Annotated in this window: 16 protein-coding genes and 6 pseudogenes; 13 read left to right on the top strand and 9 right to left on the bottom strand. The window is 51.1% G+C overall.

What is annotated here, in order from left to right:
• Window positions 1-682: 682 nt before the first annotated feature.
• The 7 genes and pseudogenes from HZS54_RS06355 to HZS54_RS06325 all read left to right on the top strand — a co-directional run bounded on the left by HZS54_RS06355 (window position 683) and on the right by HZS54_RS06325 (window position 7,339).
• A complete protein-coding gene (locus HZS54_RS06355; protein ID WP_179921112.1) occupies window positions 683-1,546 on the top strand; it encodes a DUF8008 family protein in 864 nt (287 codons plus the stop codon).
• Between the two features lie 428 nt (window positions 1,547-1,974).
• Window positions 1,975-2,739 (top strand): UTP--glucose-1-phosphate uridylyltransferase AglF, encoded by a 765-nt coding sequence (aglF, locus tag HZS54_RS06350; protein WP_179921111.1) that lies wholly within the window; start codon window positions 1,975-1,977, stop codon window positions 2,737-2,739.
• Between the two features lie 58 nt (window positions 2,740-2,797).
• Complete coding sequence (locus tag HZS54_RS06345) at window positions 2,798-3,781, top strand: NAD-dependent epimerase/dehydratase family protein (RefSeq protein WP_179921109.1); 984 nt, start codon at window positions 2,798-2,800, stop codon at window positions 3,779-3,781.
• A 114-nt stretch (window positions 3,782-3,895) separates the two neighbouring features.
• Window positions 3,896-4,006, top strand: a pseudogene (locus HZS54_RS06340) (IS6 family transposase); the annotation flags it as partial.
• A 93-nt stretch (window positions 4,007-4,099) separates the two neighbouring features.
• Window positions 4,100-4,932: pseudogene (locus HZS54_RS06335) on the top strand (IS5 family transposase).
• A gap of 554 nt (window positions 4,933-5,486) precedes the next feature.
• The gene (locus tag HZS54_RS06330; RefSeq protein ID WP_179921108.1) at window positions 5,487-6,290 is read left to right on the top strand and encodes an alkaline phosphatase family protein; all 804 of its coding nucleotides are present in this window, start codon (window positions 5,487-5,489) and stop codon (window positions 6,288-6,290) included.
• A 56-nt stretch (window positions 6,291-6,346) separates the two neighbouring features.
• Window positions 6,347-7,339, top strand: coding sequence for a transposase (locus HZS54_RS06325; protein ID WP_179921106.1), 993 nt, complete (start codon window positions 6,347-6,349; stop codon window positions 7,337-7,339).
• Between the two features lie 62 nt (window positions 7,340-7,401).
• Here the strand turns inward: HZS54_RS06325 and HZS54_RS06320 are convergent.
• A pseudogene (locus HZS54_RS06320) lies at window positions 7,402-8,357 on the bottom strand (IS630 family transposase).
• A 417-nt stretch (window positions 8,358-8,774) separates the two neighbouring features.
• Between HZS54_RS06320 and HZS54_RS06315 the strand changes: the two are divergent.
• Both HZS54_RS06315 and HZS54_RS06310 read left to right on the top strand, forming a co-directional pair.
• Window positions 8,775-9,737 (top strand): alkaline phosphatase family protein, encoded by a 963-nt coding sequence (locus tag HZS54_RS06315; RefSeq protein WP_179921104.1) that lies wholly within the window; start codon window positions 8,775-8,777, stop codon window positions 9,735-9,737.
• An 86-nt stretch (window positions 9,738-9,823) separates the two neighbouring features.
• Window positions 9,824-10,718 (top strand): annotated as a pseudogene (locus HZS54_RS06310) (IS1595 family transposase).
• 38 nt (window positions 10,719-10,756) lie between these two features.
• Here the strand turns inward: HZS54_RS06310 and HZS54_RS06305 are convergent.
• From HZS54_RS06305 to HZS54_RS06295, 3 genes are all read right to left on the bottom strand, one after another.
• Window positions 10,757-12,235: a flippase gene (locus HZS54_RS06305; RefSeq protein ID WP_179921102.1), complete on the bottom strand. Its 1,479-nt coding sequence runs from the start codon at window positions 12,233-12,235 to the stop codon at window positions 10,757-10,759.
• A gap of 8 nt (window positions 12,236-12,243) precedes the next feature.
• Complete coding sequence (locus HZS54_RS06300) at window positions 12,244-13,584, bottom strand: sulfatase-like hydrolase/transferase (protein ID WP_179921100.1); 1,341 nt, start codon at window positions 13,582-13,584, stop codon at window positions 12,244-12,246.
• 69 nt (window positions 13,585-13,653) lie between these two features.
• Complete coding sequence (locus HZS54_RS06295; RefSeq protein WP_179921098.1) at window positions 13,654-14,766, bottom strand: glycosyltransferase family 4 protein; 1,113 nt, start codon at window positions 14,764-14,766, stop codon at window positions 13,654-13,656.
• 449 nt (window positions 14,767-15,215) lie between these two features.
• On the opposite strand from HZS54_RS06295, the pseudogene HZS54_RS06290 reads away from it, so the two are divergent.
• Window positions 15,216-15,895, top strand: a pseudogene (locus HZS54_RS06290) (IS6 family transposase).
• 18 nt (window positions 15,896-15,913) lie between these two features.
• A pseudogene (locus HZS54_RS06285) lies at window positions 15,914-16,742 on the top strand (IS5 family transposase).
• Window positions 16,743-16,759: 17 nt separating this feature from the next.
• Here the strand turns inward: HZS54_RS06285 and HZS54_RS06280 are convergent.
• From HZS54_RS06280 to HZS54_RS06260, 5 genes are read right to left on the bottom strand one after another with little or no spacing between them, the layout of a single operon-like run.
• Entirely contained in the window at window positions 16,760-19,108 is a 2,349-nt protein-coding gene (locus HZS54_RS06280; protein WP_179921094.1) for a glycosyltransferase family 39 protein, read from the bottom strand.
• Between the two features lie 48 nt (window positions 19,109-19,156).
• The gene (locus HZS54_RS06275; RefSeq protein ID WP_179921092.1) at window positions 19,157-20,284 is read right to left on the bottom strand and encodes a glycosyltransferase family 4 protein; all 1,128 of its coding nucleotides are present in this window, start codon (window positions 20,282-20,284) and stop codon (window positions 19,157-19,159) included.
• Entirely contained in the window at window positions 20,281-21,372 is a 1,092-nt protein-coding gene (locus tag HZS54_RS06270) for a glycosyltransferase family 4 protein (RefSeq protein WP_179921090.1), read from the bottom strand. Before HZS54_RS06270 ends, HZS54_RS06275 begins: the two co-directional genes overlap by 4 nt.
• 27 nt (window positions 21,373-21,399) lie before the next feature.
• The gene (locus HZS54_RS06265) at window positions 21,400-22,503 is read right to left on the bottom strand and encodes a glycosyltransferase family 4 protein (RefSeq protein WP_179921088.1); all 1,104 of its coding nucleotides are present in this window, start codon (window positions 22,501-22,503) and stop codon (window positions 21,400-21,402) included.
• A complete protein-coding gene (locus HZS54_RS06260; RefSeq protein WP_179921086.1) occupies window positions 22,500-23,447 on the bottom strand; it encodes a glycosyltransferase family 2 protein in 948 nt (315 codons plus the stop codon). The genes HZS54_RS06265 and HZS54_RS06260 overlap by 4 nt, the downstream gene beginning before the upstream one ends.
• Before the next feature lie 99 nt (window positions 23,448-23,546).
• Between HZS54_RS06260 and HZS54_RS06255 the strand changes: the two genes are divergently transcribed.
• Window positions 23,547-24,077 carry an OB-like fold-containing membrane protein gene (locus tag HZS54_RS06255; RefSeq protein WP_179921084.1) on the top strand — a complete coding sequence of 177 codons (531 nt, stop codon included), beginning with the start codon at window positions 23,547-23,549 and terminating at the stop codon, window positions 24,075-24,077.
• A complete protein-coding gene (locus tag HZS54_RS06250; protein ID WP_179921082.1) occupies window positions 24,070-24,579 on the top strand; it encodes a metal-dependent hydrolase in 510 nt (169 codons plus the stop codon). Before HZS54_RS06255 ends, HZS54_RS06250 begins: the two co-directional genes overlap by 8 nt.
• The last annotated feature ends 23 nt before the right edge of the window (window positions 24,580-24,602 follow it).

Raw genomic sequence — 24,602 nt, 5'->3', positions numbered from 1 at the left:
GTCGCTGAAATATTCAGTATGACGCGTCAGTGGGCACACAACCGACTTCAGGCGCTTCACGATAGCGGTCGAATCAATCGGAAGAAATCCGGACCACGAAACGTAATCTGGTGGGTGCCAGAGGACTAACTATCGCGAGTTTCGGCGAGAAACTGTTCCCCGTCCGTCGAGATCCAGAAGAATCGAGCACGCCCACCAGGGTTCTTGCTTTTCAGATACCCCTCGCTCTCAAGTGATTTGAGTCGGTTATCCGCCCACTGTCGGCTCTTATCGAATTCATCACCAACTTCAGTTGCGGTGAAACCGGGGTCTGGTGACTCGACGAAAAACCGCAGAATCTCACGTGTCGTGACGGACGGATCGGGGCCGCGACTCACACCACCAATTGCACAACCTCCGAATTATTGATTCCGACTCTATCCATTTACCATTAGCAACGATTAAGTCGATAGCGAATACAGTAGAGAGCAGACTCTACGCGATGGGAATTTCACCGGAAAATCGGTGACCGTGGTCCAGCACGGCCACCGCGTGGAGTCGGAACGACCGACATGTCCGCAATCGTACTGCGGGGACTTGAACTTCCCGCACGACGAGTCGCATCGCCATGCAATTCGACTGTGGTCCGTGGAGCTGTGACTGCCCCTGACTCGACTCTCCACGATTCTGGAGAGGATCGTCGATGACCGACCGGGAGTCCCTCGAAGCGCGTGTCGCCGCGCTCGAAGCGACTGTCGAACAACAGGCAGCCCGCATCGATGACCTCGAAGCCGATCTCGAAGCAGAGCGCCAGGCTCGCGAGGCAGCTGAGACACGCGTCGACGATCTCGAAGCGACCGTCGAGCGTCAGGATGCCCTTCTTGACGCACTCCGCAAGCGTATGAAGACCAGCCGCGGGATGATCGGCGAACTCCAGTCTCGTGAACTCGAGAAGGGCGCACATCTCCGCTGGGCGCACGTCAAACCCACACTAGACGATGACTTGCTTGACCTCCACGAGGATACCGTCGAGCGGATCAGCAAAGACGACGGGGAGTATATCCGGCTACCCGCGGAAGCCGACCCGCTTGATCACGACGACGGTGTAGCGCTCGCCCACGGTGACTTGCTTCCCATCCAGCAACTCGCTCAGCTGGACGAGAAGACGCTCCAGTCGGTCGCGGATGCTCGGCCGGACCGACTGGCCGCACAGATTTGGCAAGCCCGTCAGGAGAATACTGGGGACCTCTGGAACGATGGCTGCAATGGTGTCCGAGAGTTCCTGGATGCCGGCGAGCTGGCGACGTGGATCCGGATCCAGGAGGGAGACGTGAGTCGCGACTACGCGACGAAGCTCGCCAGACGGACGATTGACGCGCTGCTGGACCTGTCGAACCACCGGCTGTACGACGAGTTGCGCTCCCGGCGTGCTGACGGGCTCCAGTACAAGGAGCGCCGAGTCGTGTTACCAGCGGACGCGGAGATACCTGGGGAGTCACGTTCGAAAAGTGAGCCCGTAGAATCCGAGGAGTCGGCGCCGGCGACAGCTGGTGTCACCGGTGACTAGCGTCCGCGGAGTGAGATAGTCGCCCAACCAGGCACGAACTGGGTGACGGACACGAACGAATCGAGCGAGCGCGTGTGCTTTCCCGGCGTCGGTAGCACGTCGTATCGGGTCTCGATCGGTAGTCGTCGGCTAGTATCCGAGGGTACTATTGCTGTGTCCACCGATGACACCAGTTGTCTGTGGAGGTCGATATGGTCGGCTACTGCTCGATCTGCAACCCCCTTAGATCGACATCTATCCAGTATTGCATCCTGAATGTCGCGTATCCGGGATATCGTAGTTGGGAAATCCCCGCCAGTATAGCGAGAAGCTCTAGAGATCGGAGCTAGACGACCAGATATTCACCGAAGCGAGCGACTGGACACCAAATCTGTAGTCAAGAGAATAGAGAAGAGTTATCCACAAAGTACCGATATACTATCAATAGTATGCAAGCCGTCGTGCTGGCCGCCGGTGAGGGGACGCGGCTGCGTCCGCTGACCGAGGACAAGCCCAAGGGCATGGTCGAAGTCGCAGGCAAGCCGATCCTCACGCACTGTTTCGAGCAGCTGGTCGAACTCGGGGCCGACGAGCTACTGGTTGTCGTCGGCTACAAGAAACAGGCCATCATCGACCACTACGAGGACGAGTTCGCGGGCGTGCCGATCACCTACGCCCACCAGCGCGAGCAGAAGGGCCTGGCCCACGCGCTGCTCACCGTCGAGGACCACATCGACGACGACTTCATGCTGATGCTGGGCGACAACATCTTCCAGGCCAACCTCGAAGACGTCGTCAATCGCCAGGCCGAATCGCGCGCCGACGCCGCCTTCCTCGTCGAGGAGGTCCCCTGGGAGGAGGCCTCCCGGTACGGCGTCTGCGACACCAACAAGTACGGCGAGATCACCGACGTCATCGAGAAACCCGAAGAGCCCCCGTCCAATCTCGTGATGACGGGCTTCTACACGTTCACCCCCGAAATCCTCCACGCCTGCCACCTCGTCCAGCCCTCCAACCGCGGCGAGTACGAGATCTCGGATGCGATCGACTTGCTGATCCACTCCGGGCGGACCATCGACGCCATCCGCATGGACGGCTGGCGCACCGACGTGGGCTACCCCGAAGACCGCGAATCAGCCGAGCAGCGACTGCGGGAGTCCGGCGCCGTCGACACCGACGACGATGCCGGCCAAGTCAACGCCACCGCCGAGTGAGCCCGGGTCGCCGACGCGTGCCGATGACTTTTTCTCCCGTCGGGCGAGCGATACGATAATGCGTATCCTCGTCACCGGTGGCGCCGGCTTCATCGGCGGCCACCTCGCCGAAGCGTTCGCCGCCGACGGCCACGACGTGGTCGTCCTCGACAACTTCGATCCCTACTACGACACGCGGATCAAAGACCACAACGTCGAGGTCGGCCGGGAAGCGGCCGAAGCGGGCGACGGCAGCTACGACCTGGTCGAGGGCGACGTGCGCGACGCCGACCTGGTCGCCGACCTGGTCGCCGACGCCGACTACGTCTACCACCAGGCCGCCCAGGCCGGCGTCCGCACCGACTACAGCCCCCGCAAGTACGACGAGGTCAACGTCGACGGCACGCTCAACGTGCTGGACGCCGCCCGCGAGCACGATATCGAACGGCTGGTGTTCGCCAGCAGTTCGTCCGTGTACGGCAAGCCGCGCTATCTCCCCTACGACGAGGCCCACCTCACGACGCCGATCAGCCCCTACGGCGCCTCGAAGTTGGCCGGCGAGCGCTACGCGATGGTGTACGCCGAGCGCTACGGCGTCCCCGCGGTCGCGCTGCGGTATTTCACGGTGTACGGCCCGCGGATGCGGCCGAACATGGCTATCTCGAACTTCGTCTCGCGCTGTCTCAACGGCGAGCCGCCGGTCGTCTACGGCGACGGCACCCAGACCCGCGACATGACCTACGTCGCGGACGTTCTCGCGGCCAACCGCGCGCTGCTCGACACGGACGCCGCCGACGGGGAGGTGATGAACGTCGGCAGCACCGACAACATCGACATCGAGACGCTCGCGACGGAGATCCGCGACCAGCTGGCGCCCGAGCTGGACGTCGAGCACACCGACGCCTACGACGTCGACGCCGACCACAGCCACGCCGACGTGTCCAAGGCCAACGACTTGATCGGCTACGAGCCGACCTACACCATCCGCGAGGGCGTCGAGGCGTTCGTCGAGTGGTACCGCGAGAACCGCGAGTGGTACGAACCCCTCGTCCGGAATTCGTGATCTTGATCGGGCCCCAAAGTAGCCGTTTGACGGATGCTCTGCAGTCGTGTTTAGTTAAGCGTGAAAAGCGAGGCGGACGGATTTCTTGGTGCCTATGTCAGAGATCAGCCGCCTCAGCGGACACCCGAGCCGGCAATAGGATTTGGTATTCAATCGCACGTTTCGGGCTTGTCGCTGTCGAATACCACTGATTTACTCGCGGGTCTGGGTGTCGAACGGAGTCGAAACCACCTTTCTGAATTGTTTGCTCTGTTAAATCCGATGACGGTGGCAGGATAGCGTCGCTCTGAAGGTGGAAGCGAAGCGGAGAGGGTGAATGTGCCTGAAGTCCTTTTCCGCTTCGTTAAGCAAGCCGCATCGCTCGCTCAAAAGCGCTGTGCTGCCAGCCCCAAGGCGGTAGTGAGCGACCCGGCTGGCAACAGGTTTGCCGACTGGAAGCATCTGACGCTACATTTCTTGTGGATTCACATGGGTACTACCTACCGCGAAATCGTCGATTGGGCTAGCGAGATGGGTCGGGTTCGTGCCGTCTTGCAGTTGGCCCGCGCCGCGTTCCCGGCACCTCGACGCTGTGGCGGTCGTTCGAGCGGGTGCCCACTCGTGTCTGGCGTCAACTGCTTGACCGCTCGGCGGCCGCCTGCGATCCCGGCAACCACGGCGCCGTGGATGCCACATTCTTCGACCGCCAAGCGGCATCCAGCCACTACGTCGATCGGTCGGTTCGCCACATACGGACGCTGAAAACGACGGCCCTGATCGATACGGACTCGTGTGCCGTGCTTGACCTCCATTGTTCGGCACACGGGCCTCACGACACACAGGTGGGCCGTCAGGTAGCGCTGCGTAACACCAAGAAAATCAAGAGTCTCGCCGGTGACAAGGGCTACGACGACCAATCGCTACGGGACGCCCTGCATTCAGAAGGCGTCCGACCACTCATCAAACACCGGCTGTTCGCTCACTACGACCACGCCCACAACGCACGGTTGGACAGCGGGCTCTACGGGCAACGCTGGATGGCCGAGACGGCGTTTTCGGCCATCAAGCGCCGATACGGGTCCGCTGTCGGGCCGAACGCCTGGTACCGCCAGTTCCGTGAACTCGTTCTGACCGCCACCGTATACAACCTTGAACAAGCCATCAAGGAGTGATCACTACGCCTTCTGCGGATTCAACAAGGCACCAGAAACAATTATGAGGCCACTGGTTGAGAATCATAGATCTCCCTTGAGAAGATGTCCGCCGCGCCCACAACCAGCGAGTGTGTGCTGTTGAATTCGCAGACAGCCCGGGGATTGAGGTTGGAGACACGCCTTCAGGCACCAGTGGTGTGGATTCTCACACGTAGACTGTGATCGAGAGAGCGAGTTTGGACAGCGGGAATCAGATCAGACCAGCCACTTGTCGCCAATTCCGCTCAAACACTGGATGCTAACCCGCTGATCCGGGCGCTGTCATCGAATTCAACAGAGCAGTTACTGGTCAGTGATACCCCGCATAGACCTCCGTCACTCGCCATCAGTCCAGTCCAAGTGATATTTACTACATGGTAGTAGCTATTTTCACCTTGGGATTGGCTGAATGAGTTGATCAATCCGTGCAAACCTTCCAAAAATATCATAGCAACCAAGAGAAGGGATGATAATAATCCTCCCTCCCCCTCCACAATCATGGGATATATACAATATGATGTTGAATGGCTAGTATGACCTCCGTTATTCGGGATACGCAAAAACTAATCAAGCGGTATAAAAATGGGAAAGAGAATTTTCATTCTATCACGCTCCGGGCGGCCTTCCTTCCAAATAGATACCGTTTAGACCCGGTTTCAGTTGTTGATGAATCTTGGGATGTATTAATAGTCCTAGATGCTTGTAATTTTGACCATTTTAAGGAGATAAGCCACATTGACGGCAAACTTAGTAAAATCCCCTCCAAGGGAACCCACACGGTCGAATGGATGAGGGAAAATTTCGATCGTGACTGTTCTGACATCGTCTATGTAGCGGGGAACCCCCAAGTATCCAGAACTAAACTTAAAAACTGGGTTGGGGTAGAGAATCCATTCTATCATCTCGAACCAGTTTGGAAAGATGAGTGGAATGAGAAGAGAAACACCCAACCACCAGGACCAGTTAGTGATGCTGCTCGGGAGTTACACAGTGAGTTCCCAGATAAACGACTCATAGTTCATTATTTACAGCCCCATCACCCGTTCATAGGTGAAGAAACGCCTTCTACAACACACCGGCAGAACCAAATCCTGAACTCGATGAATTGGCGACCAATTTTCGACGAGTTGTCGTTAGATACAATCGAACAAGCATTTCATGAAAATTTGCGTATCGTTCTTGACGACATCAATGATCTACTATCTGACCTCTCCGGCGATATCGTCATCACTGCAGACCATGGCGAGGCATTTGGAGAATATGGGTTGTATGGCCATGTACCGGGCCTGTACGCTCCCTCAATGGTTTTCGTGCCTTGGCTTGAGGTTGAATCTTAATTGAGGGTGTCATAGAACGAGTAGCACACCAAAGAGCAGGGTGAACGCTGAGGTGGATGAGTTCAGCGACCCTGCAAGATGATCCTTCGGTAGAGTCGTTCTTCAATGTCGCGGAAACCGAGACGCTAGCGTTGTTTGAGCATCTCTCCTTCGAGTTTCTCGAAGAGTTCGACGTGTTCGCCCCGGCGGAGACGGGGCGAACACGAGAGCATGAACCACCAGAGTTGATGCGTGGCTTCCTCCATTGCTACTACCACGACATCTACGGCATTCGTCCCGTTGAGCGGGAGCTTCAGAACACGGTCGTTTGGCTGAGCTGTGGGTTCGATCGACCGCCGTCGAGAGACGCGGTCGATCGCTTTCTCACCGACCTCGAACACGTCGTTGACGAGGTCTTTGACCGACTCGTCGAGCAGGCCGCCCGACGCGGCCTGCTCGACTTGACCTACTGTATCGATTCAACCGACGTGAGGGCGGAGCCCGCCGATCAAGACGCGTCAAAGTGCTACGATCCAACCGACGACGAGTACTACTACGGCTACGGTTGCACAATCGTCTCGACCGGGCAAAAGATCCCGATTGCCGCCGAGTTCACCGAGAGTAAGCAAGCGCCAGAGGAGACGGCGATGCGCGTCACACGTGACGCGCTCGCCGTCGCCAAGCCGATCTGGATGGTCGGTGACAGCGCCTACGACACGCTCGACTGGCACGACCACCTGCTGGCCGCAGGGGTCGTGCCAGTCGCTCCGTACAACGCGCGAAACACTGACGACCCGAAAGACATCGAGTACAGGGTCGAAGACCGCATCGAACAACACAGCGAGGATGTTCAGCTGAAGCAGTCCACGTTGGATGAGACGTACAACCGCCGTACTGGAGTCGAACGAACCAACGAATCAGTGAAGGACTGCGGCCTCGGGCGAACGCACGCCCGAGGCCGCGTCCACGCACGAGCGCAGGTGTTTCTTGCCCTGTGCCTTCGCCTTGTCGTCGCTATCACCAACTACGAACGTGGAGACAATCCGGGAAGTACGATCATCACGGTGTGAGAAGAGTTCTATGACACCCTCTCTTAATTATCAAGATACCGCTATTGATGATTTGAACGACATTATCGCATTCGTTTGAAATGGTCACTTATTTTAGGAAAGAGAGCTGTTGAGGGCAGTATCGATCGTCGTCGATTCGGCTAGTGAGTCGAAGAACCGTTGCTCAAATAGTCATGGAATTGTCAATAGCACTCTTCGACAGGGTTGAGTTCCGGCGAATACGCTGGTAATGTGATGAAGGCGAGATCGTCACGGGCCGCCAGATCCGTGACGGCCGATGCCTAGAAGTACGGTGCCCCATCCAGTACGACGATCAAGTCTTCTTCGAATTCTCCGCACAACAACAGAATGAAATGTTTTACGTGATCGGTGGTGACGTACTCGGTGAACCGTGAGAAAAAGTAGTCAGCATCTTCGGTGATCGCACCAAGCAGGCACGTTCAGTTGCGTTGGCCGGAAAGTTCGACGGTCGGCCGCGGGCCGTGCGGAGACCACACGGTACACGGCTCGACCTGCACAGATTTCTTGGTTTGATTGATGCAGACTATTGTGGCGTCCATCTCCGCTCGCTTTTTCATCTCGTCGTAGAACTCCTCTGGCCGCATTCTTTGGATTCAACAGCTGTACGGCGTAGTTTTTGATAACTTAATCAGCTTCTTTCAGCAGCTGCCGGCAACTCGGATAGGAGTACTCGACGCCGTAGGAGTCTTCGAGGAACTCCTGGAGGAGCGCCGGTGTCCACGCCGGCGCGTCAATCCCGACTTCCCCGGGCAGTTCGTAAACGGCTTGTTCGAACTCTTTTTGCTGTGATTCTGAGATTTTTGTTATCTCAAGGATTGATGAACATCAGACACGGCTTGCTCAAGCGGTTCGTCCGTATCAAGTCGCATGAGCCAACTGTAGATCGTTCTTCGACCGGTGTCGTGCCACTCTGCAAGTTCGGATTCGTTACACCGTTCCTGTACGCGATCGCGGCTAACAACCGTTGTGTCGGCTTGTTTCCCTCGATGTTATCCAAGGCATCTTAGAGTTCTTCGATGGAGATCTCGTTGAGGTGGTCCATTGATCACAGCAACAATCTCCGAGTAGAACGTTCTAACGGTTACTATAGCTGCAGTCTACTCTGTTGAACCACGGAAGGCATGGGGGGTGAAGATGCAAATAACCTCTGCTGGGAGTTTACGTACCTTACTTCTCGAACTGGGTCTCCTCTCGGCTCAGTGTGTCACTGTGAACTAGGAGGTTCCTTCCATCAAACCACCAGGTATGGCAAGATTGATCCCGTGAATGTCTTTTAATCAATAAATACAGAGGATTACTTTTCCTATTCGGAATCATTTGATTACTGTCCATAACTATACCGACATATTCATGCGTTTCACAATCAGAATAGCTTATCGATACCTTTTGGTGGACTCAATAAAACTAATTCTGCATGCTGAACAGTCAATTCCTTGGACGTGCGGCTCGTTGGGTAGGTAGGAACCTCTATCAGCCTGTAATGCTCTCTATTCTTTCTCACTATCCGGTTGGCATGAATGTATACGACCGCGAGTGGGATCTTCTTATTTTATTAGATACCTGCCGAACAGATGCACTCCAAGAGGTCGCCAGTGATTATGATTTCATTGAGAACGTTAATTCAATCTTCTCTGTCGGGAGTAGCTCTCTTGGTTGGATGTGCGCTACATTCGACCAAGATAATGGGGAAGATATTGAAAAAACCGCATACATCTCCGCTAATGGGTGGGCAGGACGAATCCTTCAAGACAGAAAGACGCCGGTTGATCACGAAAATCCCCCCTTTGCTTGGACAGACTATACGCCAGCTAAACATGATAAATTCGGCCTCCTCGATCATGCATGGCAGTACGAACCCGAAGGAGTATACGAGCACGAGGAAGGATATACTCCGGCTAGATACGTTACTGAACGAGCAATCTCGGTTTCCCGCGACGATAGTTTGGAATTTGAGCGCACAATTCTTCACTATAACCAACCGCACAGCCCATATACCGCGAAGGCATTCGAAGAGGACCGGGAACTGAAACCTCACGAATCAGACCCCTTCGAATACCTTCGATCAGGAGGAGATAAGGAGGTTGTTTGGGAGAGTTACATCTACGAGTTGCGCGCTGTCTTGGACGAAGTTGAACTCCTTTTAGAAAACGTGGATGCTGAATCAGTAGTGATTTCTGCAGATCATGGAGAAGCTTTCGGTGAGATGGGGATATACGGACATCCCACTACGGTTCTTCATCCGGTAATCCGGAACGTACCCTGGGTTCAGACAACCGCCTCTGATAAATGTACGCACACCCCTGAGATAACTCCAGTCGACGGTAACGGACAATCAGCCATGGACAATTTGAAGGCACTTGGGTATGTCGATTCGTAAACCGCTCTTGCATAGGAGATTGTTGACGGTGCGAGCTGCGGCTGAAAGTCGAAGAGGGCAAGGGCACCGCGTCAGCGGTGCCCGATATGTTCCCAACAAGCCGATTCGTGTCGGAATCGGCTGCAGCGGACCTGTTGCAGCAGGTTCGCTGGCGTGATGGTGTCAAGTGCCCCCGCTGCCGTTCTGACCTAACGGTTAGAAACGGCAGCTATTGGGTGTATCAGCGGTACCTGTGTAAGAATTGGGGTCGCACGTTCACGACAAGACCGGGACAATCTTCGCCCATTCGAAGCTCACACTGAAAGAATGGTACTTCACGATCTACGTGTTCGTACGGTTCAACACGAGCCTTCGCCAGATCGAGGCTGAACTTGATCTTACAAGACGGTAAGATGGCGCGTCGAGCGCTTCGTCAGAGCGCTCAACGCGCCTCCGATCACGCTGTCCGGGCCGGTCGAAATCGATGAAGTGTATGTCTCTGCTGGCCTCAAAGGCCGCGAGCGGACAGGGGAGTCACGCTCGCGTGGCCTGTCCACGCGTGGCCGAGGATCGTACGCTGGCGACAAACCGCCGGTGTTCACGCTGGTCGATCGCGGCGCTGATGAGAGGTATGTTGTACCAGCGAAATCCGCCACCGAATCGACCGTTCGACTCCTGCTTGCCGACCACGAACAGGAGTCGTTGACCATCTATACCGATGGATTTCGAGGACTACGATCCGCTAGGGACGACGATGAGTTCGACCTCGAGTACGTCGTCCACGGCGATAGTAAATACGCTGACGGCGAGTCGCCGTCAGCGTAGGTACACATCAACGGCTGCGAGAGCCACACATCGCTGACGCGACGGTGGCTCTCGCCTTACCGAGGCGTCTAGAATGACAAGCTAACACCGCATCTCAGAGCCTTCCAACTCCGCCGTGAAATCTACAGAAAACCAGGTGACGAAGCGCTCAAATATGCTCTTGACGCCGCGCTCTGAAAATCAACAACGTACTTCCCAAGAGCGTTCGTAAACTGCTATCTTGAGGAATCTAACAGATCTTGAACTTCGGATATTTTGATTGTCCCAGTTGCCAACGATAAAACGAGTGTTAGCGTTGCAAGAGCGATACCGATACCGATGAGTTCGATTAGACCGTATGTCCCGGTAAAACGCCATTGCATTAGGACCGTTATCCCCGCGAGAACCAATAGCAGTTTGACAAGATCGAGCGAGAACGGCTGGATTCGGTGTAGCGAGTAAAGTACTATAACTTCCGTGCCATTATAGATAAGATATCCTAGAGCAGTTGCGGTGGCAGCCCCTACCATTTGATATTGTGGTATCAATACAATATTCAAACAGATATTAGTGATTACACCAACAGAAGACGACAATAAATTCACTCTTGTCTTATTGATTGCTTTAATAGTAGCGCCGTTTGGTCCCACCACTACACGTGCGAACATTCCTAATAAAAGAACTGCGAATGGTAATGCGGCCGGGCTGTATGCATTTGAGAGGAACACCCGAATTACGTCGTTGGGAAACACTCCAAAGACGATAAGTAAAGGTAGAGTTGATACGACAACCCACTTCGTAGTCCGCGTATAGAGGTATTGTATATCCTCTAACCGATCATCCTCAAAATACTCTGTCGCTAATGGTAGGTAGAGAAATACAAATGAATTCAAAATGAAGAGTGTTGCTACCGCTAACGGTTGGACAGAACGATAATAACCGACTTCCGTCTCAGATAGGAAATATCCGATAGCGAGAAGGTCAAACCGCGTCATGAGTAGCATGAATCCTCCCTCAATGGCAAGAGGCCATGAATGACTAACAAGCCGAGCTAGATTGTTTCTATCCGGAATACGCGAAAATAACGTTGGCAAACCAACTAAGGAATTAACAAAATATGTTCCAGTCAAGATCATAGTGATAGCTCCCACGAGCCAATACGCGATAGCTCCCTGATAGGGGGTTGCTATAGCCGAAACAAGGAGCAAAGATACTATCGCTGCCACCTTCGGAGTGATGTCTCGCATCACCGCTGCTTTTCCGGACTCGCCGTAAGTTCGCACGATTGACAAAGTAGTTTGCCCAATCGGTTTGAGAACGAGAAGCGGTGCGAACCACACGAGGAGAGGAGCTGCCTGCGTGGCGTTGACTACTTCTGCAGCGAAGCCCCTGAAATAAATTAGACAGATCGAAACAAGGCACCCCGTTATAACCATGATCACTCCCCCACCAATTGCCATATCGCTTTTTGTTCGTTGAGTATCGCTAGCAGCGATCATTCGAGTGATTCCATTGGGGATTCCGAGCATCACAAATGGAGAGAATATGAGTATCACCGTATGGGCGAGAGACAATCGACCAAATAAATGAGGGTCAAGCAGTCGTACAAGTAAAACGTGCCCACCAAGCGCGAGGATCTTCCCGACGATTTGGCCGGATAAGAGGACACCAGAACCCAGTACTAGTTCTGTAAACTCATCCTTCGTCTCACTCATATGTATTTTTATATATATCCGAGTTCCTCAAGCTGTGAGCGAGCCGAATCGTTTAGATCTATTTTATTGTCATTTCGGTCAATGCTCGATATCTCATCAACTGCGGAATTTAGTATTTGCTCCGCTTCCTCCGTCACTTTGTCGATGTCAGGAAACCCGTGAACTCCATGAACATCCCGGTAGATGTACTCCCCATCTTTCGATACTAAACCGTAAACAGGTGCATCATACTGTTCAATTGTTCTTGAATCGAACCCTCGGTCTCGCAGGGTATCTACTTTGTGTTGATGCGTAATTCCGTGGTAGCTAGTGAGAACTTCTTTGCCATGCACGTCTCCGATGAGGCTATTCATCTCTTGCATTTGATCCGCTAATCCTGTAATATCGAGAATAGTGTCGTAGACATCAGTTATGCTTACAACTTCGGAAACTGTCTCCTTATTCCCACTGGTATCGGAGATAACAAGAGGCACGTGAGTCAGTTCGGGATATACTCCGTAACCATGTCGCCATGCACCGTTTTCTCCAAAAAGTTCCCCGTGATCTGACAACGTGACAATCCAATCAAAATCTTTTGATAATTCAGAAAAAATCTCTGAATATTTGTCAGAAAGGTAGCCTGCACATTCTTCGTACCCTTGTTTAGTTTCTTTGCCGTCAACACTCGAGTTATTGATCGTTTCTTCTATACCAAGAAAGGTGGGAGTAGTCGTGGATTGATATTCTGAAGGGACCTCATATGGCGCATGTACCTCCATGAGATTAAGAAAGAGAAACTCATCCTCTGTGAAATTGGTCCCTGAAATGTACTGCAGCGCTTCGGCGGCCCCTTGATCTTTATATTTATCAAATAATCCAAAGTGGCCTAGCTTCATTTCAACCCCGTTATATAGAGAGGGGAAGGTAGCACTATCGCTTTGAATGCATTCTTTTACTCCTTGTGCGTATCTCCAGAAAACGCCTTCCCCCTCACCTGCGACTGTGTCCCAGTCAAATAGGTCGTCACGATTAAAGTGGCGGAGCCGCCAGTTCCCGCGAAACTCATCAAACCCTCGGTGGAATCGAAACCGCTTCGAAATATTTGGGTTTGTAGAGAAGGCTCTAGTAGTATACTCCTTTGAAGACAGAATCTCGGCAATCGTAGGTAAATCGCAATCGAGATTGAGAGATCGAGCGTAGGTTCCGACCTCTACGGGTCTCTGCCCCGTGAATAGTGCAGCGTGGACCGGAACTGTCCAATGGCTTGGGGACCAACAGTTTTCGAACCGCTTCCCAGGAAGCCACTTGAAATATTCGTCAAATGTCTCTTTTCGCAGCGTATCGAGAACAACCACTGCTATATTTGCCATCTTAACTAACGAGATTAGCTCAAGTGATTTAATTGAGTCGAATTTCCACGCTGGTCCTCCGAGTATGTTTTATTTATACTGTGTGTAAATTTTTCTATATGATTCTAAATGCTCTCGTATGATTTCACCGATCTCAAATTGATCAATTCGACTGGCGGCCTTACGACTATATTGCTGGCGCGTGCTTTCATCTAGAAGTGTTTCTATGCAATTTGCTACTTCGGCCGGATTTCCGGGTTCATTCACAGTTATACCACCTTCGCCGACTGCTTCGGGAACTCCCCCCGTCTGAGAACCTATCACGGGAGTGCCTGCTGCTTGGGCCTCGATATAAACAATACCGAACCCTTCAACATCAAATCCGATTTGTTTGGGAACCATAACGAATAATGCGGACTCTGCCAGTAGCTGTCGCTTCTTCCTCTCCTCAATCCATCCAGTGAATTTAATGTCTTCTACGTCTGATGCGCTCTGTTTCAACTCCTTCTTTTTGGGCCCTTCACCGACAAGGACTAACTTCCGCCCCTGTTTTAGTCGGTTATCCACCTTCTTCCACGCCTCTATCACTGTCTCGATGTTTTTCCGTTCGACAAACCGAGCGACTGTCACTATTGGTCTTTCTTCGTGATCATGGGAAAGCGAGTCTTTCGCCTTTTCGTAGTCTTCAACCTTGATAGAAGGATGGATAACCTCTACATTAGCCTCGTTCCGAATCTTGCGGACGAGTGAGCCAGTAAACTCACTGACTGCATGGACAGCGTCAGCAGCGGAAATTGCCTTTTGTGCAAGCGGTGTCTCTTCCAGTTCCAGAGCATGAGCCGATAGAATAGTCGGCACTTCTGCTTCGTTCGCTGCAACTAGAGCCGACCAATTTCTGACGTGCAATGCGTGAACGATATCCGGCTCGAAATCAGCGATCTCTTGTGTCACTTGATCGTAGGCAGTCTTTTGGTACATGTACTTCCCCGTGACCGTAGCTCTGGCCGAATAACACCAGCGAGGGCGTGGTAGCAAGTCAGAGATACTGGGCGTGAAGTCACTAGGATCAATATACACAACCTGAACCGGAATATTTCGTGCTCGTAATCCGCGCTCAATATTCCTGACAACAGTTTGAATCCCACCCGGCGGCGGCGGATATCCAGGCGTAATGAGAAGCACTCTGGGAGATTTTTTATCCATTATCGCTTAGTTTCTTCTCTCTGTATTAGAATCTACGGTTTCTACTGTCTGGCGCCTGTGCATCAGATAATCCAAAGGATTTATGTATTTAAAAGTTCAATTTAAAACATGGGCCGCAGTCAGAGTCGTAGTAAAATGGTTTTCCAGGTGATTGGCGTTTTATGGCTTCTTACGGGATTCAGTTCTGTATTACAAGATTGGAGCGGTGCCCCGCTCCTCCTTCTCTCTGGGATATACCTCCTTTTTCACCCACTTATTGAATCTCTATTGCATAAAATCAACCACCGATTCATTACAGATTCGGGCTCATATAACTAGTTCTGGGCGGTGTTTAGACGCTAGTAAGAGTAGCTAAATGTCTAACTTACTAGGAAGCGAAACGGGAAAGTTCGGGGCACTGTCTAGTTGAGGGAGTTTGAGAAGTGAGCAGGTCGTAGTGAGTGATGTCTATGACACTCAGAGACCTGCTCAGAGAGAATTTGGAGGGGACGATGAAGACGTTTGGGAGAACGAGCGCACGCCGACACCCGTGCGCTGTTTCGCGGTTCGACTTCACTCGATGGAGTTGTCGGTACGTGAAGTCGAGGGCGTCTTAGCCTGGTTGGGTGTCGATCGCTGCTATCAACCGGTCTGGAACTGGAAAGAGAAACTCGCTGAAGAACAGAGCGACCCGCCGACGGCGACGCCGTCGCGGGTCGCGGTTGACGAGAAACAAATCGAAGTAGACGGCGAAAAGAAGTGGCTCTACGCCGCGATCGATACGGACTCAAAATTCCTGCTAGAGGTAGACGTGTACAGCCGCCGCGGGACCGATCCCGCGGCGGCGTTCCTGCATCGACTCACCGAGAAACACAACGTCTCCGAAACGGAGTTTCTCGTCGATGCTGGTGGCTACCTGACTGCCCTCGCTCGCCACGAATTGAGCGGTCAACTCAACTATACCGACCGAAACCACATCGAAAAGTGGTTTCAAACTGTGACCATGCGGATCGCCCGCTTTCACTCGTTTTGGCAGGGCAGTCAATCAAGCGCGAAACGATGGCTGCGGCGGTTCAGACACTACTACAACCGAAATCGACCGAACCAAGCGTTAGATGGCGGCACTCCTGTCGAGGAGGTGCTGAACTAGACAGTGCCAAGTTTGGTTGTGTCATCGAAACTGTCCCGCTTCACTGAGGTTGTCTCGCTTGCTCAAAAAGCCGTCGTCGTCGATCTGGATCCAGCGTTCAAAGAGGGTGAAACCGGCTACGCAGACTGGGTGATCGTGGCGATCCACAGTCTCCGCGAATACCTGGGTCACACGTATCGACAGCTGCTGGACGTGCTTCACGAAATGCATGGAATTGTCGCCAACCAGACCTAGCGGTGGCTGAACTGCCTGATCTCACGACCATCAGTACGTGCAAGCACGATCTAGAAATGCGGATCTGGCGCGTCTTGTTACGGTTATCGGCGGAGTTGCACGATCTCGGCGATGTTCAGACCATCGACGCAACTGGCATGGGTCGGGTACCGCCAGCCAACACTACGCAAAACGCACGAATTACACGTTCGAGGGGGTGAAAACGACGCTTCTGAGCGACTGTGAAACTTGTACGATCCTCGACATACATTGCTCGATAAAACAACCGTATGATTCCAAGATCGGCTGGCAGATGGTCAACCGCAATCTCGACCAACCGAACATTCTTACTGCCGACAAAGGCTACGACTAGTGGTTACTTCGCCAAATATTATGCGCTAAAGGCTTTAAACCGGTGATCAAGCACCGCGAATTCGGCTGCCACGGCCTCGCTGACAACTTATTTCAAGATGACACGATCTGTCATTAACGCTCGAACACCGAATCCACATTTTTCGCGCTGCGCCGCAAATACGGTGAAATCGTTCGAGCTCGAACGTGGTTCGGTCAGTTCCGTGAACTCGTCCTGAAATGCGCTGTCGAAAACATCGAACTGAGCGTCAGCCACTCATGACCGCGAATTCACACGTCTTAGTTCTGCGCTCTCAAACTACAAATATCGTTTGAATCGGTATTTTCTGCTCTTGTCTGGAGAGTCTTTACAATTCCACCGAGACCACTTTTTGAGGAAGATTCGATTTTCACATAGACTGTACCATTATTGAACTTTTCTGGGTGATATGACCACTCTTCACACTCCCAGCCAGAACGAGGACGTAAAATCTCTCTCCACTGACTTCGATTATCGGAAACGGAAATGTTCAATTTTCGATCGTCCGTTCCGTACATAAGAGCTTCCAGTACCCGCTCTCGTTCGGTATCCTGTGAGATGCGAAGGACAATGCTACCAGAGCGCTCTCCAGTGTTCTCACCCCAGTCGAACCGTGTTTTTTCCGACCTCCCTAAGGCGAGCGCATTGTTCCGTGGACCGTACACGTTCCCCTCTTTCTGGATCACATTCTCAGGCGGGTTTTGCTGCATAGGGGAAAGGTGCATCGCAGCTTCACCGAACCGATAAAGCTGGACATCGTTCCAATCACTACTATTTACCTTTATGCTTTCTGACTTAATCTGATTTTGTATTGAACTATTCACATACCATCGTAGCCGATGGTCTGCGATAATCCAACCCGAGTGTTCGGTGAGAACTTCTTCTGTCTTCTGCCGTGAGTCTAGAATAGGGACATTGTTTCGAGTGTCAAATGTTTCCCCAGACCTGTTTTCGGTATCTGTGTACGGGAAGAGACTAAAGTCTACTTCGTCCAAATACCACAGAGTGAGCGCCGGAGTTGAGGAAATAATTACATCGTCTGGATTTGAATTCCTTTGAATATACTCCGAAGGGCCTTGATGGTCTGGTCGATTGTCTATTACTCCGTGAGGGTTTTGTTCAAGGAAGGCGATCGTGCCCCCAATCGGGACCAGGATCTGTGAAAACATAATAACTAGTATAATTATGACGAATTTGGATACATTCCATGATTCATCGATGTAGGACTGAATATTGTTCAGTTTCTCGCCCCCATAAGTTTTGGACCCCTGTTTGTTGCTGAAATAATCACTTACCAGGTCTTCTATTTTGGTTAAGAACCATCCAAATGGTGCAAGGCAAATGAATAGATAGACAGGATACAGATAGAATATGTACCTATCCGCTCGCCATGCAGTCAAGTATCGCTGTATAAGGAATGGCACGAAAAATCCCGTGATTACGAAAATGCCTTTCTGCTTTTTCGAGAGTAAATATGCTACACCAATCCAGAAGAATGGGATAGCAAGTAGCGGATATCGGCCTGATAATGTATCCCAATAATATCCTGGAGTGGTTCCTCCATACCACTGTGGGGGAGACCCAGTTAGAATATTTGGAATTCCATAGAAGGATAAGAAGGCTATTCCAGAAAGAATCCCGCCTGCTAACGTCATCAATTTCCTCCCATTAATAGGGTCCCTCAGGGACTGCGACTGCGTTCCAATGTAGTTGAGGTACGTTTCCCAAGCAACAGTCATTGTCAGGAAAACGACCAAAATGACACCAATTAGTAAGAACCCACGATGGGTGATATAACCAAGTGGGATGATTGCGATCAGGCATTTTAGGTACCAGCTCTGCCATTTATAACCGGTCTGGTGCCAGCGGACGAACAGCAGGAGTCCTAGGAGGAACAGAAGCTGAAAGAGTGCATACATACGAGCCTCTCGTGACCAAGTAAGGGTCCAAGTATCAACTGCCAAGATCGCGGCTAATAGCAGCCCCGTTGGCCGATCTGTGACTTCTTTTCCGAAAACGTACGCTAAACCTACTGTAATCGTTCCCGCCAATACTGACGGTAAGCGAGCTGCGAACTCAGAGACCCCCAAAATTTCGAATAGAAATGCAATCGGGAGGCTAATCGTGAGCCACGACCGGTCATACGGCGTGCCGCTAGGATTCGAAAATCCGCTCCCTTCAATGAAATTCCGGGCTGCCCATGATTGCCACGCCTCATCTAACCAGAAGGGCGCAGCACCCAATTCATACAGTCGAATTATTAGAGATATTATCACAAATACGAGGAGTGCAAACGAATATGGGGAAGAGAAGTACTGGCAGATATTTCTTTTGAATGTACCTTGTTGGCTGTTATTTGAACTATTTTCTATCTCCTCCTCTTCCCTCAGAAACGATTTAACGGCTTCTGTGTCGCCTAGGGTATACCCCGAGTCCGTTTTTTCTACGATACCTCTTTCTACTACCTCCCCGAAAGTTCCAGAATCTAAATTAAGATCTTGAAATTCCCATCTATCGTTTTGAGTGTCTACCTTCACTAACTCGTGGAGAGTATTTTCACTTTTATCGAATTCGTCATCGAATTTCAATAGCTTGTTTCTATATTTCATTTATATTTTCCCAAGTAGCTTATTACAATAAAAGTGGGCATATTTAAATTATGCCACGACCTCATTTATAAATGTGATTGTTTCTTCTGCTACGTGTTCCCAAGTATGGGACTCCGCCACTTCCCTGCAGGCTTTAGGATTCACTGACCATGATCCCATATTCTCAATAACGGCCTTTAGGCTCTTGCTATTCGGGAGTGTTTTCTTCGACACATCTTCATTTAGTATCTCAGCTGCCCCACAATGATTTTCGTTCGAAACAATAACTGGTGTTCCGCACGATAACGATTCTAAGATCACATTCCCAAAAGGCTCATACGGTGCTGGATGTATCAAAGCTTGGGCATTTTGATATAACTCTATTAACTCTTCTTGATCGACTCGACCTTCTAAATCAACTTTTTCGCACTCTGTTAAGGATTGAATCTTCTTCTCGTTTTTGAAAGAGCCAGCCATTTTCACCTTTGGGATATTCTGATCTACTTCTTGTAATGACTTAGCCAGTATTTGAATGCCCTTTCTATGGGAATCCCCTCCCACATACAGAAGATATCTTTCATTCTTTCCCGTTGAGGAGAATCTATCTACATCAACCCCGTTATGTATAACAGTACTGCTTCCATCACGAAATCCGTAATTGGTGACCATCTTATTCCTGCAGAGGGAACTGTTATAAATTCTAGCGTCTGTTGTTTTCAGGGCCCTCTGCTCTAGACCCTCTTCTACCGGTGATAGGAGTTTTTTCCCAGCAAGCCTGACCAGTGGCCTTGCGAGTTGGGGGAACTCTTTCCCTGTTATGTAGTCCGATTTTTCTGAAATATTAATGTGGACTTTCAGTACGGTCCCTCCAGAAAATTCTATTTCACTAAAATCTATAAGCTCGTGACTATGAATAACATCAATTCCATCAAGGTCTACAATGTCTGGAAGTCTCTTTGCGATCGCCCTATTGAACCAGAATCTACCGCTAACTAGATCATTGTGTGAAATTCTCTCAATCTTGATGTCCTCAAGCTCGAATTCTGACTCATCTATTACAGTGTCACTTGAATCAGAGGCAACTACAGAAACATTGTGACCTAGATCTGAGAGACACCTTGCTAGGTGGTATGAATGATACGCTACCCCTCCGATTACCTCCGGAGGGAACTCCCGTGTGATTAATAGTATATTCATATTAGGTCTTTGTAGCAAGTAAGAATTGATTTCGCAGTCTGTTTCCATGAGAATTCTGCCGCTCTATCTATGCCTTTGGTCATCAATTTATTTTTTAACTCTTCATTCTTCAATACACGATTAATTGATTCAGATAATTCGATTGTATCCTTTGGATTTACATTAATGCCAGCATCGCCTACAACTTCTGGAAGACTTGATGTGTTAGAAGCGATCACAGGTGTTCCACAGGCCATTGCCTCTAACGGCGGAAACCCAAATCCTTCAAATAGAGAGGGAAAAACGAATAGGTCTGCTAAGTTATAGAGATTCACTAAGTCATCCTCTGGAACATATCCTACCAGAGAGATATTAGATGGGCCCTTTATTTCCTCTTTTATTTCTTCTCCTCGATCTCCAGTCCCTCCAGCGATTACAAGCGAGTACTCTTCTGAAACTTCAGAATTCTCCCATGCAGTGGCTAACCTTCTGGTATTCTTCCGTGGTGATATTGCCCCAACATTTAAAACAAACTTGTCTTGAAGACCATATTTTTCTTTAGTACCTTCTAGTTTCTCTGCCTCTTTCCGTTTAAATTTCTTAGAAATCCCATTTGGAATCGTCATTACTTTTGACCTTTTAATGTCATAGTGGTATAGGATATCTTCTTTTGTATTATCAGATACAGTTACAATACGATCTGAGTTAGACAATGCTCTACCTTCGGCAACCTCTTTATACAGACGAGTTTTTACACCTTTCCTTTCTGTTCCTGAATATTTCCGGCCAAGATCGTGTACAGTCCGTATCACTTTCTTCCCCGGGAAGGAATATAGTGGTCCAGTTGACCTTGTTGTATGAAAAACATCAAAATCCATGCCACTTAATCGATAGAGAAAGCTGATATTATCTCGGATTGGAATAAAATTCTCGTTTGCAGGACCAATAACGCCCTCATTGAGGTTCTCTAGCCCCATCAAATCATGCTTTGAACCGTATATCACGGTAATCCTAATATTTGGATTTATCTCATCAATTGCTCTTAGCAGCTCTTTATTATATCGTTCAATGCCATGTCCTGTTCTGATGCTAAATGCATCAATTATCACATTCATAGGCATATTTAAATCATGCTTCTAATTGGGGGTGACAGACACATACTCCTTAACAATCCTATCCCAATTATACCTTTGTTGCACTCTGCTCCGCCCAATATTTTGTAGATTGGTTCTCATCTCACCATCAGATATCATCTTATCTATCGACTTGGCGAGGGCCTGTTCATCAGTTACGTCCACAGTTATTCCAGATTCTCCTATAATATCTCTCATTGGTTCCTCATCATTCGTAATCACACTTGTTCCTGCACTCATTGCCTCTAATAAAACCATCCCGAAGCTTTCACGCGTTGAGGGAAAAATAAAAATTTCAGCCCGGTTATAGTAATCAATCAATTCGTCTTCTGAGATCCAGCCTGTGAATGTGATTTCTTGGGAGACTCCGTCTGCCTTTTCTTCTAATTGGGGACGAAACGGCCCATCTCCTGCGATAATTACTTCCCAATTGTTCTCACAATGCGGAAGCGCATCAAGAACATATTGTATACCTTTTCGCTTAAAGAGCCTGCTTGTGAGAAAGATAAATTGCTCGCCTTCTTTATTAGGCGAATATTCTTCATATTGAATACCGTGGGGAATAATTTCGGGTGAGATTGACGGCTTGGTTTCTTTAATCAAGGTTGAAAGATATCTTGAGGGTACAGTGATAGAGTATGCTGAACTCAGTATTTTTCCCCAGACTGGTTTTATAAACCGATGTAGGTGATCTAGCCGGTCTGGATTATATCCTGGAACGTCTGAACCATGAGCAGTAATTATATATGGTATAGAATACATTTTTTGAAGGATAAATGATATTATGCCAGTTGGGATAATAAAATGACTATGGATGAACTGGTATTCATGTTTTCTGATCAACTCGCAAGATTTAATTAAACCAGCGGGAAGAAAAGTCGCCATCTCAAACGGAGTGCAAGAAGATTCTGATGTTCTCCGACAGGGAACCCGAAAGATAGAAACACCATTTTTCCGTTCATGTTTTGGAAGATCACCAAAGGCCATTGTAACTACATCAACATCAAATCCAATATCTACATACTTTTCTGCTATTTCTGCAGTTACTGGGGATGCTCCCCCACCTAATGGAGGGTATTCGTAATTCAAGACAAGCACTCGTGTCATTCTAGCATTTTTTGGATGCGGTAGGGTTCGTCGTTCTTTGCTTGGTGATATCCCTTGATACCGATATCTGCTAGAATTCCGGAGATGAAGAACTGAACACCGATCATCACCATAAATACGGCAAAGAGTGGTAATGCTGTCGAGGATAAGTTCGCCCCTGTAGCAATCTTTAACCAAACGGTATACAACCCTGCCAGCGACCCTATTCCCATAGATATGATTCCGAGTCCTCCAAAGATGTGCAAAGGTCGTCCGGAGAACTTCTGCCAGAACCAAACATTCACCAAATCCAAGAATCCCTTGGGCAGTCGCTGCCAGGAGTACTTCGTCTCGCCGTTGCGGCGAGGGCGGTGGTTCACTTCGACCTCTGCGATCCGGTACCCGTGCCAGCTCAACAGCGCCGGGATATAGCGGTGCATCTCGCCGTCAAGGTCGATGTCCTTCGCGGCAGGTCGCCGGAACGCCTTCAGCGTACAGCCGTAGTCGTGCAGGTCCGTCCCGAGAAACGCCTGACGCATCCCAGACGCGAGCCGCGAAAAGAACCGCTTGGTGAACGGATCATCACGGTCGCGGCGCCAGCCGGAGACGCAGTCGTAACCCTCTTCGAGTTTGCTGATGAGCTTTGGGATGTCCGCCGGATCGTTCTGCCCGTCGGCGTCCATCGTCACGATGACCTCACCAGCGGCGAAATCGAGGCCCGCGTCGATCGCGGGACTTTGACCGAAGTTCTTCCGGAACTTCAGGGCCTTGAACCGCGGGTCGGCACCGTGGATCGATTCGAGCGTCTCGAAACTGCCGTCCTGAGAGCCGTCATCGACGAAGATGACCTCCCAGTGTTCGTAGTAATCATCGATGACCTCGCGGATCTCCTCGGCAAGCGGCCGAAGGTTGCCCGCTTCGTTGTACACCGGGAGGACGACCGAAAGTTCCACCTCCTCTTGCATACCGACACGCTCCGGTTTCGCCGTCGAGATTGTCGCCACGTTAATGCAGTATTGATTAAACGCCGAACTTATAGCTATTGGTGTCGCCGAACAAAACACGTGCAGAGAAAACGTGTCGCGTATCGCGCCGTCGCACTCGCGGTGCTGATCGGTTGTCTCGGAGCCGCAATGATAGGTTTCGGCTCCCTGGATACCCATCCCGACAAGGGCGTCCCACCGGGCAACGACGAAGTTGCAGCGGCGTACGGTGACTATCTCGGACAGCGGGTACACGTATACGGGACCGTAGTCTCCGTCGATCCGCTGCGGATCCGCGGGGAGACAGTCCTAAATGGCCCCGTCGAACTCACAGTCGACGGGTACGAAGAGTCCGCTCAAAAGGGCGACGTACTCTCTGTATACGGCGTACTCCGCCCAGAGAATACAGTCGAGGCCACCGAAGTGGTCCGAAAACCGGGCGGGTCCTACTGGCGAACAAGACTGCTCTCGGCCATCGCAGGGCTATGGGTGCTGATACGGTTACTCCGTCACTGGCGGATCGACCTCCTGAAGCTGCGGGCACGACCCCGTTCGTTCCCCATCGCGTTTGGGACGATGTTCGACTCAGAGGAGGCGGAACGCGATGCCTGACCTATTAACACACGTCCTGTTGGCCTATGCCGTCTGCACAGGGCTCTCGACGCGCTACGAGTGGGGACCAGCCGCGGTCACGGCTGGAATGGTTGGCGCACTCCTGCCGGATCTAAACCATTTCTCGGTTCTCGCTCCCCCGGGTGCGATTTACCACCAGTTCGGTGTCCTCATCAGTTGGACAGCGCTCCAGACAGGCGGCGGGGTCCTCCTGCTGATACTCGGGGGTGTCGTGGTTGCTGTCCCCAACGAGCGCCGGCGTGTATTCGCACTGCTGTCAGTCGGCGCGGTTTCCCATCTGTTCACCGACGCGCTCATTCGCGTTCCCGACGGCCGTTCGCAGTCGATCTTCTGGCCGCTCACGCCGTATCAGCCGCCCACGCCCGGGCTGTACACCAGCACGGATCTGTGGCCGCTTGTCGTCGCTGCCTCACTCGCCGTGGCCGCGTGGTACTGGCGTCAGAATCAATCGCACACGGGACAATCCGAACAGACAAATTGAGAGCAATCACATCGAACGAGAGA

The sequence above is a fragment of the Halosimplex pelagicum genome (genome assembly GCF_013415905.1).
Classification (GTDB): Archaea; Halobacteriota; Halobacteria; order Halobacteriales; family Haloarculaceae; genus Halosimplex; species Halosimplex pelagicum.
Note: the sequence above shows the minus strand (reverse complement) of the source record. Positions and strands in the feature narration are given on the sequence as shown.

Coding starts and splice junctions, on each gene's coding strand:
- HZS54_RS06345 (WP_179921109.1), top strand. CDS start 2,798: ATGCGTATCCTCGTCACCGGTGGCGCCGGCTTCATCGGCGGCCACCTC.
- aglF (WP_179921111.1), top strand. CDS start 1,975: ATGCAAGCCGTCGTGCTGGCCGCCGGTGAGGGGACGCGGCTGCGTCCG.
- HZS54_RS06295 (WP_179921098.1), bottom strand. CDS start 14,766: ATGGATAAAAAATCTCCCAGAGTGCTTCTCATTACGCCTGGATATCCG.
- HZS54_RS06280 (WP_179921094.1), bottom strand. CDS start 19,108: ATGAAATATAGAAACAAGCTATTGAAATTCGATGACGAATTCGATAAA.
- HZS54_RS06300 (WP_179921100.1), bottom strand. CDS start 13,584: ATGGCAAATATAGCAGTGGTTGTTCTCGATACGCTGCGAAAAGAGACA.
- HZS54_RS06260 (WP_179921086.1), bottom strand. CDS start 23,447: ATGCAAGAGGAGGTGGAACTTTCGGTCGTCCTCCCGGTGTACAACGAA.
- HZS54_RS06265 (WP_179921088.1), bottom strand. CDS start 22,503: ATGACACGAGTGCTTGTCTTGAATTACGAATACCCTCCATTAGGTGGG.
- HZS54_RS06250 (WP_179921082.1), top strand. CDS start 24,070: ATGCCTGACCTATTAACACACGTCCTGTTGGCCTATGCCGTCTGCACA.
- HZS54_RS06275 (WP_179921092.1), bottom strand. CDS start 20,284: ATGAATATACTATTAATCACACGGGAGTTCCCTCCGGAGGTAATCGGA.
- HZS54_RS06330 (WP_179921108.1), top strand. CDS start 5,487: ATGACCTCCGTTATTCGGGATACGCAAAAACTAATCAAGCGGTATAAA.
- HZS54_RS06325 (WP_179921106.1), top strand. CDS start 6,347: ATGAGTTCAGCGACCCTGCAAGATGATCCTTCGGTAGAGTCGTTCTTC.
- HZS54_RS06305 (WP_179921102.1), bottom strand. CDS start 12,235: ATGAGTGAGACGAAGGATGAGTTTACAGAACTAGTACTGGGTTCTGGT.
- HZS54_RS06355 (WP_179921112.1), top strand. CDS start 683: ATGACCGACCGGGAGTCCCTCGAAGCGCGTGTCGCCGCGCTCGAAGCG.
- HZS54_RS06315 (WP_179921104.1), top strand. CDS start 8,775: ATGCTGAACAGTCAATTCCTTGGACGTGCGGCTCGTTGGGTAGGTAGG.